The following is a 13,631-nucleotide window of genomic DNA, read 5'->3' as shown; positions in this document are numbered from 1 at the left end:
GAATCGGGAGCGATAGCGGAATGGTCAGCGACCTGCACATTCTGGATTTTTACAAGGACGCGGGGCGTATCCTGCTGGCCCTGTACAACCAGTTCCCGGTGCCGACTACTGTCTACGTCGAGGATATTTCCGGGCCGGACGCCCCGGATGAATACGGCCTGCACTCACCCCGCCACCTCGCCTGTCTCGGCGCCATGACCTGGCTGCAGCAATCGGGCTATATCGAGTACGAGAATGTCGTGCGTCAGGAGGCCATTGAAAACGCCAGCCTCAACCACCGCAGCTTTCTGCTACTGACCAGCTATCCCGAGACTGTAACGGGCCAGACCAACGCCCAGATGCTCGATGCCGCAGTGCGTTCGGGATCATCCGACCAGCTCCAGGCCCTGATGATGCGGCTTATGCGGGAGATGGCCGGCGGCGCAGGTGCAGCATCTTGAGCGCAGAATCGCCGCTGATATCCGGGAAATCCTCACTCTGCGGCAGACGCGCCACCACTTCGAACTGATCGGAACTTTGCGCAACCAGCTCACGCAGCCAGGCCTCGCTGTGTCCGGGCGAATTGAGGCATAATAGTAGCTCGGCACCCTCGGCCAGTGACTCAGGCAGGCGCCGGATCAGCTTGCTGTAGTGGCGCTCCGCCTCAAAGCTGCCTTTCTGGTGCGTGGGTGGATCCACCACCGCAATATCGAACGGCCCCGCCCGGTTGATCCGGCCAAAACTGCGCAGGATATCCAGCGCCATATAACGCACATCGTCCCCGGCCAGCCCGTTCAGGCGATGGTTCTCCCGGCCCCGACTGAGTACACCGCCATTCATATCGACGTTCAGGACCGACGCCCCTTCGCGGGCGGCAATGACGGAGAAGGCGCAGGTAAAGGCGAACAGGTTCAGCACCCGGCAGCGGCCGTTTACCGACATGCGCTCCCGCACCCTGGCTTCAAGCCATTGCCTGCCTGGCTCGATATCAAGAAAGTAGCCGACATTCTGGTAGCCAAGCTCGAGATTGAAGCGCAGGGGCCCGCGCCGGGCATACAGTGTTTCCCCGCAGGCCTCGGTCAGCCAGCTCAAGGGAGCGCCCGGCAGGTAGCGACGCTGCACTGCAATATTGCTGATACCAGCCCCGGCAAGGAGGCCCTGCATGGCATTCAGGATTTCGGCCTCGTTATCGGGCTGGCGGAACAAGGTCACCAGCATTACCGGCGCAAAATAATCTACGACAAGAAAATCGAAACCCTGATAGCAGCCACCACGGCCGTGGAAAAGCCGGCGACTGTCCCCCTCCCCGGTCACTTTTCCCATCCGCTCAAGCTGGATCCGCAAGGCTTCCAGCAACGGTTCAACACTAGCAGCCGTCATGCTTCAGGCACCTGCACGTAACCCGTGCGACCGTCACTCACCGGGTAGAGAATCGAATCCCGGTAACCGGTTATCACCGGGATAAAGCCGCTCCAGTCCTCATCGAGCTGCGCATCGCCACTATCGAGCAACAGCGGCCGCCCCTGCAGCTCGGAGACCTTGGTCTTGGTAGCGACAACGATGATGTTGTCCCGCCCAACTGTGCGCAGCACCTCGGGTGAAATCTGCTGGTTACCCCGCCCGAGAACATGCCCCTGGCCACCGATGCCGGTAACAATGATCTTCACCGGGCCAACCTGTTCTGAAAGCTGCGCGACGATTTCTGCCGCGCTGACATCTGCTGCGAGCAGCTCTCCACCCCGGACAAGGTCCACCCCCAGCAAGGTTCCGTCCAGGCCAAGCTCTTCCATTACGGCAAACGTTGTCGACCCCGGCCCGACAATGTAGAGCGTATCTTCTTCCATATTTTCGACGATTTCCGCAGCGATGTCGGCGACCGCAAGTGCCTCCACCTCGCGCCCGGCATTTTTCACCGCCTGCACAAACTGTCCTGCCTCCGGTACCAGCAACTCGCCATAGAAGCGCGTCCGCACCTTGCCCGCACGAAACGCCTGCTCATCGATATCGCGAACTTCCTGGGAGCGCAGGTCCACCAGTTCCCCGCTCATGAGGCGCCGTAGCACTTCGCCACCAGCGGCCGGTGTGATGGCATAGCAACCGGAATGCATTTTCACTCCCGCGGGAATGCCGAGAACAGGGAAGTCATCGCCAATGGCGTTGTAGATGTTACGCGCGGTGCCATCACCGCCGGCAAACAGCAACAGGTCTACCCCATGGTCGCGAATCACACGGGCGGCCTTCTCCGTATCTTCCGCACAACTGGTTTCAGCCGCTGAGCGACCGATCACTTCCACCCGGAATCCCATGGACTCGAGCAGAGCCTGACCCATTTCACCGGCAAAACTGACAAACTGGATATCGGCACTGAATGGCAACAGGGATTCCAGGGCGGTTTTCATACGGGCGCCTGCGCGTTGCGTGGCGCCGCGTGCGAGCGCCTGCTCCACCGTGTGGCTTCCGTCACTCCCCTTGAGCCCCGCAGGCCCACCAACCCCGGCCCACGGGTTGATAATCAATCCGATTTTTTTCACTTTCTTTCCTGCTTCACCGCAAAGGCCGCACCGACTTCCAGGCCCAGTACATCAGCCACACGCGCAACTTCACGGGGTACCACGCTACCGTGCCCCGACAGCCGGAAGTGATTGAATTCCAGCCGGCGCGGATATTCACGGCGCAATCGGTCGAACCCGCCGCCGAGATCACCGCCCAGTGCCACATGGCGCAGTGCCTCGTCATCCCTGCGCGGATCATAAATCTGCAGCAGTGCGCCGGACAGACCCTTCAATGACCCCAGGTCGCAATCGATTACGGTCTTATCCTGTATGTCGTTGCCTGGCCCGGAGGCACTCTGCCCCAGATAATCTGCAAGCGCGTGGTAAATCAATTCAGTACCGGCCAACTTGCCGTCATAGCTATAGCCGGCGATATGGGGTGTCCCCAGACTGACTTTTGCCAGCAGGCCCGGATCAATCGAGGGCTCACCTTCCCAGACATCCAGCACCACCTCGATATCAGGGCGCGCAGAAATAAAGTCCGAGAGCGCATGATTGTCCACGACACCGCCGCGACCGGCGTTCAGCAAAACCGAGCCGTGCCCCAGCATGGCGAGTTCGCGTTCGCCTATCATGTGCAAGCTGGGGTGCAGCCCGCCCCGGACAAGCGGCGCGTGCAGGCAGACAACCTGTTGCTGGAGCACCTGCTCCAGCGGCGCCAGGTCTGCACAATCTTCAGGACCCAGCCATGGGTCGTATACCACACACTCCAGCCCAAGCGCCCTGAGTGTGCGATACAGTCGCCCGCCTACATTGCCGCAGCCGACAATGCCAAAGCTTTTATCCCACCAGGGAACGTCCAGCGCAGCGAGCGCGCAAAACACATATTCCATCACCGAGCGCGCATTACAGCCGGGGGCCGCAGAAAAGGCGATACCCGCCCTCTGCAGCCAGTCGATATCCACGTGATCGGTACCAATGGTGCAAGTACCGACAAACCGTACCGCACTGCCCTCAAGCAGATCAGCACCTACCGGCGTGACCGAGCGCACCAGCAATACATCGGCATCACGAACCTGCCCAGGCGTCACGGTGCGCCCGTTGACCCTGGTAACCCTTCCCAGTGGGGCGAACCAGGTTTCCAGCCCGGGGATGTTTTCGTCTGCGACTATATTCAACATGCAAATTCCAGATATTCTTCGCCGGCTTCGCTAGAGAAGCCGCTCCATACGCGCCTGCACGGCAGGGCTCAGTCCCAGTTCCGCCGCGAAGGCGATGGGCAGATCTGCCCCGGGAGAGTGCCATGCGAGATCATCCGCACGGGTTGCTGCCGGCGCATCTGCGGCCAGGGTCGCCAGCGCCTTTGCCATCCGGATCTGCTCGCTGTGGGCCTCAAGGCGGGCGGCAATGCCCGCCGCACCGCGTAGCGGCAGGCCGGCGACCTCAGCCACCCCCGCAATCAATGACTCCACATCCGGGAAGTGTCCGAGCAGGCGTGCCGCAGTCTTGGCACCCACGCCAGGCACCCCGGGAATATCGTCAATACTATCGCCCACCAGTGCCAGGTAGTCAGGGATCTGCTCCGGCGCCACACCAAAGCGGGCCCGGGTAGACGCGGTGTCGTGTATTTCGTTGGCGGCCGCATCCCAGATACCGGCAGCACCACTGGCCAGCAACTGGGCCAGGTCCTTGTCCCTGGATACTACCAACGGCCCCTCACTGGCACAGGTTCGCGTGAGTGAGGCCAGCAGGTCGTCTGCTTCATAGCGATCGTGTGCGTAACAGGCTATGCCGAGGGTTTCCGCCATGCTGTGGCAGGCAGCCAGCTGGAATGCGAGCGCCTCGTCCGGCAGTACGCGGCTGCATTTGTAATCGGGATAGAGTTCGTTTCGGAAACAGCTTCCCAGCGATTCATCGAACGCGCAGGCAAGTCGTGCAGGGCGGGTCTCGATCAGGTCCAGCAGAAACCCGGTAAACCCCTGCACTGCCTCCGTATCCATGCCGGTGCGGCTCTGCCAGCGCGCCGGCAGGGCGAAGTAGTAACGGAAGATATAAACAGATGCATCCACCAGCAGGGTGGAACCGGAAGCAATCAAGCGTTTTCCTTGGCTGGCTTTACGTTCAGTATTGCGGGGACTGCCACAACAGCCCCGTGCGTATACGTGTTCGGATCAGATATTTTCCCGGCAATAACGCGACGCATCCAGCGGGTTGCCACAATCGAACTGCGCCGCAAGCGCACTGGCAAAGATGCCGGCGCGCTCGCTCAGGCCGCGCCCGCAAAGATCCTGTACACGGCGCCAGATATTATCGCGGAAAGTGTCGCTGGCACCCAGGCCGGCCTGCAGGTTATCCGCGCTCACCCGGAAGCTGAGCCCACAGGATTCGGCAAAAATCCACTCGAGCGCCTGTGGTGCAACCTCGACCCTCTCGAACTCCTGTTGCTGTATCTCGGTACGACCGTCCGGCGCGTACCAGTAACCGTAGTCAGGCAACTTGCGCCGGGCCTCCCCCGCCACACACCAGTGGGCGACTTCGTGCAAGGCGCTCGCGGCGTAGTCGAGGGTGAACAGGATCTGGCTGCCAGCATCCCCCTCGCCGGGCTCGTAAAAGGGCTCTGGTGCGCCACCGACCAGACGGGTGTGCCACTGGCCCGCCCCGGCAAAACACCGGTTAAAAACGTTCACAATTTGATCAGCGCCAGGTTCCGGCACACTAAACCCCCGATATGCTCACTACTTGGGCAGCGCGGACTATATCAGCGACAGTGGCAATACGAAAACCACAATAGGTTGTGGTTTCAAATAACTAACGGTTCTAAAGGCTTGCTTGTCATTCAAGGGCACAGAATATAACTTAGGTCTGGAACGATCAGTTTCGCGCACTGCCTAAGTATCAGGGAGTCGTGTAGTACCGACGTTCTCAGGGAAGGCGATAATAAGACCTTTCACCCCACAGCGCTTGCGCTCAGCGGCCCTGCCAGGAGGTGGCATATGACGGACCACACTACCAGTAATGTGGTTGACATCTTCACCGGCAAGCCAATGAAAACACGGGAAGAGGAGCGGTTCATCCGCCTGGCGCCCGAGTTGGATGGCTTGGAAATGCTCTACTCCAACCGCTCCAGTGGCGACGATTTATACAGCCTGAAAATACTTTGCTGGGGCCTCAAGAAAAGTGGCGAGGTCGTTGGCCTCGTTCCGTGGTTAAACAAACTGGTAGCCTGTCCGGCCATACAGGATCCTCTAGACGGACACTTCGAGGGCTACTACGACCCGGGTATCGAAGAGATATTCTTTGAGCCACCCATCCACAAAGTCGTCGAGCTGGAAACTGCCGCAGAGTACTACGAGTACGACGGCTACGCCGCCGACGAGATCATGCAGGAAGTTCCCGACACCATCGGTACCCACGCAGTACTCATGGATGACGAAAAGCAGAACCTGATCCTTTCCGAGGTCGTCAGCTGGCGCCTCTATGGAGACGGTACACTGCGCGGCACCCTGATTGATCACGATCGCGTGCACAACACGCCGGTCCTGCCAGGTGATGCCTGCCTGTATACCACTGACGAAGCCGGCGATTTCCGCTACTTCTTCCAGCACAGTATCGCCAACAAGATCAAGCAGGAAGACCCGGAAGCCCTCGCGGCAATTGCCGCGCTGGTCGAGTCCGGCTAGCAACATTTCCAAGCACCCATAACAGCAAAAGGCCCGCGCTGAGCGGGCCTTTTGCTGTTATGGGCAAGCAATAAACGGGAATCAGGCGCTCTTGCGAATCCAGTAGGAAAAATGCTGGTCTTCGGCAAGTTCATGCACCAGTTCATGACCGAGGAACTGGCAAAACTTCGGCACATCGCGGCGGGTCGACGGGTCTGTGGCAACCATCAGCAGGACTTCCCCTGCCCCCAGCTCACGCACGGCATTGTGCAGCATCATGACCGGCTCCGGGCAAGTCAGGCCAGTGGCATCCAGGTGATGCTGGTGTTCGAGGTCTTCAGACATATCGCAACAACTCTTTTTAAAAGTTCCGGTGCATCGCTATTTCATCGTTGAGGTCTACGCGGCGCAAGTGCACGGTAACTTCCTCCCGATCAAAGTAAAGCTGACGCATACGCAGTTCGAATTCAATATTGGCCGCATGCAGTGCACTGGCAATTTTCTGCGCACAGCTGACTACTTCCGCATAACGCTTCTTCATCGGTAGCTTCAGGTTGAACACCGCCTCACGGCAATCGCCACGCACAAACCAGTCACTCACCATGGCCGCAGTGCGTGATGGCTTGTCGACGATATCGCAAACCAGCCAGTGCACCGGTTTGGGCGGACGCCAACTGAAACCGTCAGCCTTGACGTGCTCCACCTGCCCCGTATCCATCAGCGACTGCGCCATCGGGCCGTTGTCCACCGCATATACAAACATGCTGCGCTGCACCAGCTGGTAAGTCCAGCCGCCCGGTGCCGCGCCCAGGTCAACCGCACGCATCGAGGGCGCGAGGCGGATATCCCATTCTTCCTGCGGGATGAAGTGGTGCCAGGCCTCTTCCAGCTTCAGGGTGGCACGGCTCGGCGCGTCCCTTGGAACCCGCAGGCGCGGGATCCCGCCAGCCCAGGCGCTTGCATTCCTGCGGTTGGACGTACCCAAAAACGCTTCCGTGCCGGAAAGCCACAACAGGTGCATACGCCAGGGCGAGTTCTTCTTGAGTCGCGTACGCTTCCTCAGGACACTTTCCAGCGGACGCTGCAGTTTCTTGGCCAGCGCCTGCAACTGCTTGCCATCGTTTGTGTCGGCCGTTTCCTGCAGCAGGCCGCCACAACGGGGTAAAGCCTCTGCAGCGGCAACCAGCGGGCTGATCCGGTCTTCTGGGGAATCGATCGCCACCGGTGCGCCGGCAAACCAGGCTCGGGCAAAGACCAGCTCGTCGAACGCCAGCTGCTTGATCAACTCGAAGGCACCATCCTTTTGCTGGCAAACAAAAAACACCAGCGCACTGCCCGGCTTGGCTTTCGCGTACCCCGGGATGCCCAGGGCACCGGCGCGCTCACCAATCTCCGCGGCGCACTCACCCTCGAATCCGGGACGGCAGAATAGAACCAGATGGTCAATACCGTTGCTCATTGGGTATCCGTTCAGGGAATCGACTGCAGGACTGCTCAGCCCTGCGTGAAATTCACTATAGCGTCAGCAGTTTCGGCAAGGTGCTGAGCGTGGCTATAGCCCGACTGCCGACGCGGCTTCAGGTCGTGATCACCATCGGCCAGCCAGTGGCAGCGCATTCTATCGGAGAGCGGATATTGATCAACCTCCTCGCGATTGCCGAGCCGGTCACGGGTGCCCTGCACCACCAGCACCGGTAGCCGACACGCGTTCAGCGGCTCCAGACGGAGCGTGTCCGGCTTACCCTGGGGATGGAACGGGTAGCCAAGGCAGCACACCCCCCTGACCGGCTCCGGTAGCGCACTGCCGGCCAGCATGGCCGCGATGCGCCCACCCATGGATTTACCGCCGATGAACACCGGCTCACCGGCAAATTCAGGTCCGTCGAGGAAAGCCTGCAGCGCCGCCCCATACTGCAAAACCAGCTTGTCGACTTTTTCCGGAGGGCGCTTTTTGCCGCCGTGACGGCGCTGGGCCATGTAGGGAAATTCGAAACGCGCCACGCCGATACCACGCGCGCACAGCAGGCTCGCGATCTCACCCATAAATGTACTGTCCATGGGTGCTCCTGCGCCATGGGCGAAGAGGTACCAGGCGCGCACCGCCTGCGGGCGATCAATCAACCAGTCCACATTCTGCATCGTTTGCTGTGTCACTGGCCGCGTCACTCGAGGTCTTTCGGGATATCGGCTGCCGGAACCAGGTTGACGGATTCCTCCGCCGGTTCAAACCAGATAACGATTTCACCACGCTGTAACTGGCTGCGCAGCTGGGCGACCTTGGATTGCAGTGACACCTCCTGCTCACCGTAATCAGTGCCATCGCGGCTCGCGTACTCCTCAAGCAGGCTTTGCAATGTTTCAGGGGGAATCTGGTCGTGGGGGACTTTCATTCAGGTACCGCAGTTTAAACAGGTGGGAAATATCGGGAACAAAAAGACGGTAAACGTGCGGGGCCGCTGGGGCCCCGACAGCCCGGGTCATGCGCCCGGGCGCCCAGGAAAGTGTATTACTTGGCCGGCTTGCGGAATTTCAGGGTCATGCGATCGCTTTCGCCAATCGCCACGTACTTGTCACGATCCTGATCATCCAGAGCGAGACGCGGCGGGAGCGTCCAAACACCTTTCGGGTGGTCCGCACTGTCTTTCGCATTCGCGTTCACTTCACTCTTCTCTTCAAGCACAAAGCCCGCTTTGGTGGCCATATCGATCACGTGCTGCTCGGTCACATAGCCGCTTTTGATCATGCCATCGAGGGACGTGCCCGGCTTGGCCCGGTGCTCAACCACACCCAGCACGCCGCCCGGCTTCAGCGCATCGAAGAAAATCTCGAACGCCTTCTGCTCATGGCTACCGCGCATCCAGTTGTGCACGTTGCGGAATGTCAGCACCATATCCGCGCTGCCGCTCGGCGCCGGGGAGCGACCGTCCTTCGGGAAGAACTCGGTGACCTTTACAGAACCGTAGCTCGCCTTGTCCGCAGCGACTTTTTCCTTGAATTTCTCCAGCGAACGAGTGTAGTAACCTACCTCCGTATCCGCCGGGAAGTGCCCCGCATACAGCGTGCCCTTTTCGGACAGGTAGGGCCCGAGAATTTCGGTGTACCAGCCACCGCCCGGCCAGATTTCCACGACGGACATATCCGGCTTTACGCCGAAAAATGCGAGGGTCTCTTTCGGGTGGCGAAACTTGTCACGCGCTACATTCGCTTCGGCACGGCTGTCGCTCGCAATAGCTGCATCCAGGGCCTTGTCATCGGCCAGGGAAAACTGGCTCACGGCAAGCCCGAGGGCAACGAGGGGTAACTTCCAGGCAGCAATGGTCTTCATCGGGGATTTTCACTCCGTTTGTTATTAACGCTGTCGATTTTATCCTGCAGAGTCTGTGCGCGATCGGTCCTGGTTCCCAGTTTCACCGTACTGCTGATACGCATGGCGCCCATGGCATGCACCGCCTGGTGACAGGCCTTGATGGCAGCCATGACGGCATCCCACTCACCTTCGACATTGGTGCCGTAGGCGTGCAACTGGTGACTGAGGCCGGCATCCTCAAAGACCTTCTGGCAGGCGGCGATATAGGCAGAGAACGATACCCCGGTGCCGATCGGGATCAGGCAAAGGTCAGCATGTACCTGCATAGCGCCCTCCATCTCCAAATAGTCAGTACCCTCCACTGGCACCACTCCCATCGCACAAACACAGTTGATACCGGTGCACACTCGCACCTCCGTGACTGGCTTGTCAATCCCGGTTGCGGCAGAGCGACATTTGTTATAGTTCTAGATTAGCGAGGCCCCTGCCAGAGGCATGGCGCCGTTTTTCAGAAAAAGGATTTACCCATGCAGAAGCACCTGATTATCTCCCTGATCAGCGATGATCGCCCGGGCGTGCTGGAAGAAGTCGCAAGTTCCGTTTCCACCAACGGCGGCAACTGGGAAGACAGCCGCATGGCGCACTTTGCCGGCAAATTTGCCGGTATTGCGCGCGTAAGCGTACCCGAGGCCCAGTACGATGCGCTGGTCAGCAGCCTGGAGGGGCTTGCGGAAAAAGGCCTCAAGCTGCAGCTGGAGGAGGCTCAGGCCGTGCATGTAGAGCCGCAGCAATCCCTCAAACTGCACCTGGTCGGCAACGATCGCCCCGGCATCGTGCGGGAGGTGTCACGCGCCCTCGCAGCACACCAGATCAATATCGAGAAACTGGACACCGGCTACACCAGTGCGCCCTGGAGCGGAGAGCCACTGTTCACTGCGGACTGCGTAGTCAGCATTTCCGAGACCATCGATACCGATGGCCTCAAGGACGAGCTCGACGAAATTGCCGACGAGCTGGGCATCGACATCGACTGCGAGGAGATCGCCACCTCCCTGCAAGCCAGTTAGGGCAACTCCCCACTTACGGGCGGCTGTGCCATAATCCGCGCCTTTCAAGCAGCCAGGCAACCGCCCTTATCACCATGTTCCGCATTGTCCTGTTCGAACCGGAGATCGCCCCCAACACCGGCAACATCATCCGGCTGTGCGCCAATACCGGTGCCGAACTGCACCTGATCGAGCCACTTGGGTTCGAGATGGACGACAAGCGCCTGCGCCGCGCCGGACTCGATTACAGTGAATACAGCGTCGTGCGCCGGCACCCCAACTGGGATGCCTTTGTGGAAACGGAACAACCCGGCCGTGTTTTTGCACTCAGCACCAAGGGCACCAGAGCACACAGCGAAGCCGGCTTTGCCGAGGGCGACACCATTGTTTTTGGCCCCGAGACCCGCGGCCTGCCGGATACATTCCTGGCAACAACCGGCAACGAATACACCCTGCGGATTCCCATGCTGGCGCAGAGCCGCAGCATGAACCTCTCGAATGCCGCCGCGGTGGTGATTTACGAGGCCTGGCGCCAGCTCGGATACCCCGGCGCAGCCACCGCTGCCCCCGTAAACCAGAGCCCGGCAAACCCGCAGCCCAATAACCAGTAGTACCCCCCAGACATGCGAGCACCCATCGGACTCTTCTACGGATCCAGCACCTGTTACACCGAAATGGCGGCGGAGAAGATTCGCCAGCAAATTGGCGAGAACTGGATCGACCTGCACAACGTCGCAGAAGACCCCGTCACGGAAATGGAGGCCTACGACTTCCTGATCCTCGGTATCCCCACCTGGGATTATGGAGAGCTACAGGAAGACTGGGACGCCGTCTGGGACCAGCTGCCCGAGCTCGAACTGGCCGGCAAGAAAGTAGCGCTCTATGGCCTCGGGGACCAGGAGGGCTACCCCGAGTGGTTCCAGGATGCGCTCGGCTACCTGCATGCACAGGTCGTTGCACTGGGCGTAGAGCCGGTGGGTTACTGGCCGCGGGAAGGCTACCGTTTTACCGGTTCCAAGGCCCTGACCAAGGATGAAACCCGGTTTGTCGGCCTGCCACTGGACGACGAGAACGAATTCGACCTGACCGACGAACGCATCGCGGCCTGGTGCGATCAGATCATGCGCGAGTTTGGCCTTGAGCAGTAACCCCGAGGAGCAGCACTACGCGAGCATCCACTGGCAGGAAGACGGGCAACCGGTGTCCGGCACTTTCGACGATGTTTACTTTTCCCGTGCCAATGGCCTCGAGGAAACCCGACACGTTTTTCTTTCGCACAACGACCTCGCCAGGCGCTGGCGTGGCATGCGCCCGGGCTCCAGCTTCACGATCGGCGAAACCGGGTTCGGCACCGGTCTAAACTTCCTCGCCGCCTGGCAGCTGTGGCAGGAAACTGCACCTCCCGGCTGCCAGCTGAATTTCATTTCCGTAGAAAAATACCCGCTGCGCCTGGCAGACCTGCAGCGCGCACTGGCCCTGTGGCCTGAGCTCGCCGGGCTGACTAAGCAACTCATTGCGCAGTACCCTCTGGCCCCCCTGCCCGGCATCCATCGCCTGAAACTGGGCAGCGGTAACGACAACAATATCAACCTCACGCTCATCGTCGACGAGGCCACCAGCGGCTTCCGCTCACTGCTGCTCGATGCGCCCGAGCGTGATGGGCTGGTCGACGCCTGGTTCCTGGACGGTTTCGCGCCGGCCAAGAACCCGGATATGTGGCAGCCAGAGCTCTTCAACGCGATGGCCGCGCTGTCCCGGCCGTGCGCAACTGCCGCGACATTTACCTGTGCAGCCATCGTCAAACGCGGCCTCGAAGGCGCAGGCTTCCAGTGGCACAAGGTGGCGGGCTTCGGACACAAGCGGGAGATGCTCTGCGCCGAGCTTGAACAGAAACCGGACACTGCGCCCCGCAGCACCCCGTGGCACCTGCCCGCAACACATCAGGAAGTCCGCAGCATCGCGATTGTCGGTGCCGGCCTCGCTGGTTGCAGTGCCGCGCGCGCCCTTGCCGAGCGCGGCCTCAGGGTGCGCATCTTCGACCGGCATGGACAGCCGGGCGCAGAAGCCTCCGGCAACCCGCAGGGCATCCTTTACGCAAAAATTTCTGCGGGTCCCGGCGCCCAGGGTGCGTTCAACCTGGCCGCACTGCAATTCGCCCAGCGCCACTACCTGAACCTCGGCTGGGGAAAGACCTTCCAGGGCGAACCCTGTGGCGTGCTGCAACTGGCGGAGAGCGACAAGGCACGCAAGAACCTGCCGACCCTGAAGGCCTGGGCCCAGCACTATGATGCCCGCGGACTGGTGCGCTACGTCGATGCCGAGGAGGCTTCGGCGCTGGCCGGCACCCGGCTGGCATTCCCGGGACTGCTGTTTCCTGCAGCGGGCTGGCTGGTGCCTCCCGAGGCCTGCGCGGCACTGGTGAACCACCCGAATATCGAATTCCATGGCGGCACCGGGATCACCGCTATAGAGCGCAGCGGCGAGACCGGCGGCTGGGCACTGACCTCTGGAAATGGCGTTTTCGAAAGCGATGCCGTGGTGCTGTGCGGTGCGAATGAAAACCGTCGTTTCCCGGTAACCGACCCATTGCCGCTGCGCCCGATTCGAGGACAGGTCACCCAGGCAGTGATCGATAATGGCCTGGATATGGTGGTTTGCGGAGAGGGTTACATGGCTCCGAGCCTGGGGGGACAATGCACGTTCGGAGCGACGTTCAAGCTGAAAGACCCGCAAACCGATGAGCGTGCGACAGAGCACCAGGAAAACGCTGAGACCATTCGCGCGCTGCTGCCAGAGATTGCCGGTCAACTGACTGGCCCGCTGCAGGGCCGCGCCTCACTGCGCTGCACCACACCGGACTATTTGCCTATCGTCGGCCCGGTACCGGAATTCGAACACCTGCCGGACACCTACGCCGCGCTGCGCAAAAACCGCAAGACGCTGGTTGCAGAACGCAGCAGCTACCATGAAGGCCTGTACACCCTTTGTGGACTTGGTTCCCGCGGCATCGCCTATGCACCTCTCAGTGCGGAACTGCTGGCAGCCTGGATCTGCAGGGAGCCCCTGCCGGTTTCTGCGGATATTGCCAGGGCGCTACACCCGGCGCGCTTTGCGATTCGCGAGTTGGGGCGCAATCGATAACTGGAAA

At 60.6% G+C, this 13,631-nt stretch carries 17 protein-coding genes; 6 read left to right on the top strand and 11 right to left on the bottom strand.

Annotated elements, in window-relative coordinates:
- Window positions 1-20 precede the first annotated feature (20 nt).
- Window positions 21-440, top strand: a complete 420-nt coding sequence (locus QSJ80_RS06650) for a hypothetical protein (RefSeq protein ID WP_285763624.1) — start codon at window positions 21-23, stop codon at window positions 438-440.
- Here the strand turns inward: QSJ80_RS06650 and QSJ80_RS06645 are convergent.
- From QSJ80_RS06645 to QSJ80_RS06625, 5 genes are all read right to left on the bottom strand, one after another.
- Window positions 400-1,359 carry a class I SAM-dependent methyltransferase gene (locus QSJ80_RS06645; RefSeq protein ID WP_285763623.1) on the bottom strand — a complete coding sequence of 320 codons (960 nt, stop codon included), beginning with the start codon at window positions 1,357-1,359 and terminating at the stop codon, window positions 400-402. The two genes, QSJ80_RS06650 and QSJ80_RS06645, sit on opposite strands and share 41 nt — an antisense overlap.
- A complete protein-coding gene (locus QSJ80_RS06640; RefSeq protein WP_285763622.1) occupies window positions 1,356-2,510 on the bottom strand; it encodes an ATP-NAD kinase family protein in 1,155 nt (384 codons plus the stop codon). The genes QSJ80_RS06645 and QSJ80_RS06640 overlap by 4 nt, the downstream gene beginning before the upstream one ends.
- A complete protein-coding gene (locus tag QSJ80_RS06635) occupies window positions 2,507-3,652 on the bottom strand; it encodes a 4-phosphoerythronate dehydrogenase (protein WP_285763621.1) in 1,146 nt (381 codons plus the stop codon). The genes QSJ80_RS06640 and QSJ80_RS06635 overlap by 4 nt, the downstream gene beginning before the upstream one ends.
- 30 nt (window positions 3,653-3,682) lie before the next feature.
- Window positions 3,683-4,567: a 5'-3' exonuclease gene (locus QSJ80_RS06630; protein WP_285763620.1), complete on the bottom strand. Its 885-nt coding sequence runs from the start codon at window positions 4,565-4,567 to the stop codon at window positions 3,683-3,685.
- Between the two features lie 75 nt (window positions 4,568-4,642).
- A complete protein-coding gene (locus QSJ80_RS06625) occupies window positions 4,643-5,158 on the bottom strand; it encodes an elongation factor P hydroxylase (RefSeq protein WP_285763619.1) in 516 nt (171 codons plus the stop codon).
- 306 nt (window positions 5,159-5,464) lie between these two features.
- On the opposite strand from QSJ80_RS06625, the gene QSJ80_RS06620 reads away from it, so the two are divergent.
- Window positions 5,465-6,151 (top strand): hypothetical protein, encoded by a 687-nt coding sequence (locus QSJ80_RS06620; protein WP_285763618.1) that lies wholly within the window; start codon window positions 5,465-5,467, stop codon window positions 6,149-6,151.
- An 81-nt stretch (window positions 6,152-6,232) separates the two neighbouring features.
- Here QSJ80_RS06620 and tusA read toward each other — a convergent pair whose 3' ends face one another.
- From tusA to QSJ80_RS06590, 6 genes are all read right to left on the bottom strand, one after another.
- On the bottom strand, window positions 6,233-6,475 hold the full coding sequence (gene tusA, locus QSJ80_RS06615) for a sulfurtransferase TusA (RefSeq protein ID WP_285763617.1): 243 nt from the start codon (window positions 6,473-6,475) through the stop codon (window positions 6,233-6,235).
- 16 nt (window positions 6,476-6,491) lie between these two features.
- Window positions 6,492-7,589, bottom strand: a complete 1,098-nt coding sequence (gene rlmM / locus QSJ80_RS06610) for a 23S rRNA (cytidine(2498)-2'-O)-methyltransferase RlmM (RefSeq protein ID WP_285763616.1) — start codon at window positions 7,587-7,589, stop codon at window positions 6,492-6,494.
- 35 nt (window positions 7,590-7,624) lie between these two features.
- The gene (locus QSJ80_RS06605) at window positions 7,625-8,284 is read right to left on the bottom strand and encodes an alpha/beta family hydrolase (protein WP_285763615.1); all 660 of its coding nucleotides are present in this window, start codon (window positions 8,282-8,284) and stop codon (window positions 7,625-7,627) included.
- A gap of 8 nt (window positions 8,285-8,292) precedes the next feature.
- Window positions 8,293-8,520: a YheU family protein gene (locus QSJ80_RS06600; protein ID WP_285763614.1), complete on the bottom strand. Its 228-nt coding sequence runs from the start codon at window positions 8,518-8,520 to the stop codon at window positions 8,293-8,295.
- 116 nt (window positions 8,521-8,636) lie between these two features.
- Window positions 8,637-9,455: a class I SAM-dependent methyltransferase gene (locus QSJ80_RS06595; RefSeq protein ID WP_285763613.1), complete on the bottom strand. Its 819-nt coding sequence runs from the start codon at window positions 9,453-9,455 to the stop codon at window positions 8,637-8,639.
- Window positions 9,452-9,763 carry an MTH1187 family thiamine-binding protein gene (locus QSJ80_RS06590; protein ID WP_285763612.1) on the bottom strand — a complete coding sequence of 104 codons (312 nt, stop codon included), beginning with the start codon at window positions 9,761-9,763 and terminating at the stop codon, window positions 9,452-9,454. The genes QSJ80_RS06595 and QSJ80_RS06590 overlap by 4 nt, the downstream gene beginning before the upstream one ends.
- A gap of 201 nt (window positions 9,764-9,964) precedes the next feature.
- Between QSJ80_RS06590 and QSJ80_RS06585 the strand changes: the two genes are divergently transcribed.
- The 4 genes from QSJ80_RS06585 to mnmC all read left to right on the top strand — a co-directional run bounded on the left by QSJ80_RS06585 (window position 9,965) and on the right by mnmC (window position 13,624).
- On the top strand, window positions 9,965-10,504 hold the full coding sequence (locus QSJ80_RS06585; RefSeq protein WP_285763611.1) for a glycine cleavage system transcriptional repressor: 540 nt from the start codon (window positions 9,965-9,967) through the stop codon (window positions 10,502-10,504).
- Window positions 10,505-10,578: 74 nt separating this feature from the next.
- A complete protein-coding gene (gene trmL, locus QSJ80_RS06580) occupies window positions 10,579-11,094 on the top strand; it encodes a tRNA (uridine(34)/cytosine(34)/5-carboxymethylaminomethyluridine(34)-2'-O)-methyltransferase TrmL (protein ID WP_285763610.1) in 516 nt (171 codons plus the stop codon).
- A gap of 12 nt (window positions 11,095-11,106) precedes the next feature.
- Entirely contained in the window at window positions 11,107-11,631 is a 525-nt protein-coding gene (fldB, locus tag QSJ80_RS06575; RefSeq protein ID WP_285763609.1) for a flavodoxin FldB, read from the top strand.
- A complete protein-coding gene (gene mnmC, locus QSJ80_RS06570) occupies window positions 11,621-13,624 on the top strand; it encodes a bifunctional tRNA (5-methylaminomethyl-2-thiouridine)(34)-methyltransferase MnmC2/FAD-dependent 5-carboxymethylaminomethyl-2-thiouridine(34) oxidoreductase MnmC1 (protein WP_285763608.1) in 2,004 nt (667 codons plus the stop codon). The genes fldB and mnmC overlap by 11 nt, the downstream gene beginning before the upstream one ends.
- Window positions 13,625-13,631: the final 7 nt, after the last annotated feature.

Source organism: Biformimicrobium ophioploci (assembly GCF_030270605.1).
Lineage (GTDB): Bacteria > Pseudomonadota > Gammaproteobacteria > Pseudomonadales > Cellvibrionaceae > Biformimicrobium > Biformimicrobium ophioploci.
Note: the sequence above shows the minus strand (reverse complement) of the source record. Positions and strands in the feature narration are given on the sequence as shown.

Coding starts and splice junctions, on each gene's coding strand:
- QSJ80_RS06650 (WP_285763624.1), top strand. CDS start 21: ATGGTCAGCGACCTGCACATTCTGGATTTTTACAAGGACGCGGGGCGT.
- QSJ80_RS06645 (WP_285763623.1), bottom strand. CDS start 1,359: ATGACGGCTGCTAGTGTTGAACCGTTGCTGGAAGCCTTGCGGATCCAG.
- QSJ80_RS06635 (WP_285763621.1), bottom strand. CDS start 3,652: ATGTTGAATATAGTCGCAGACGAAAACATCCCCGGGCTGGAAACCTGG.
- QSJ80_RS06620 (WP_285763618.1), top strand. CDS start 5,465: ATGACGGACCACACTACCAGTAATGTGGTTGACATCTTCACCGGCAAG.
- tusA (WP_285763617.1), bottom strand. CDS start 6,475: ATGTCTGAAGACCTCGAACACCAGCATCACCTGGATGCCACTGGCCTG.
- rlmM (WP_285763616.1), bottom strand. CDS start 7,589: ATGAGCAACGGTATTGACCATCTGGTTCTATTCTGCCGTCCCGGATTC.
- QSJ80_RS06600 (WP_285763614.1), bottom strand. CDS start 8,520: ATGAAAGTCCCCCACGACCAGATTCCCCCTGAAACATTGCAAAGCCTG.
- QSJ80_RS06595 (WP_285763613.1), bottom strand. CDS start 9,455: ATGAAGACCATTGCTGCCTGGAAGTTACCCCTCGTTGCCCTCGGGCTT.
- QSJ80_RS06590 (WP_285763612.1), bottom strand. CDS start 9,763: ATGCAGGTACATGCTGACCTTTGCCTGATCCCGATCGGCACCGGGGTA.
- QSJ80_RS06585 (WP_285763611.1), top strand. CDS start 9,965: ATGCAGAAGCACCTGATTATCTCCCTGATCAGCGATGATCGCCCGGGC.
- trmL (WP_285763610.1), top strand. CDS start 10,579: ATGTTCCGCATTGTCCTGTTCGAACCGGAGATCGCCCCCAACACCGGC.
- fldB (WP_285763609.1), top strand. CDS start 11,107: ATGCGAGCACCCATCGGACTCTTCTACGGATCCAGCACCTGTTACACC.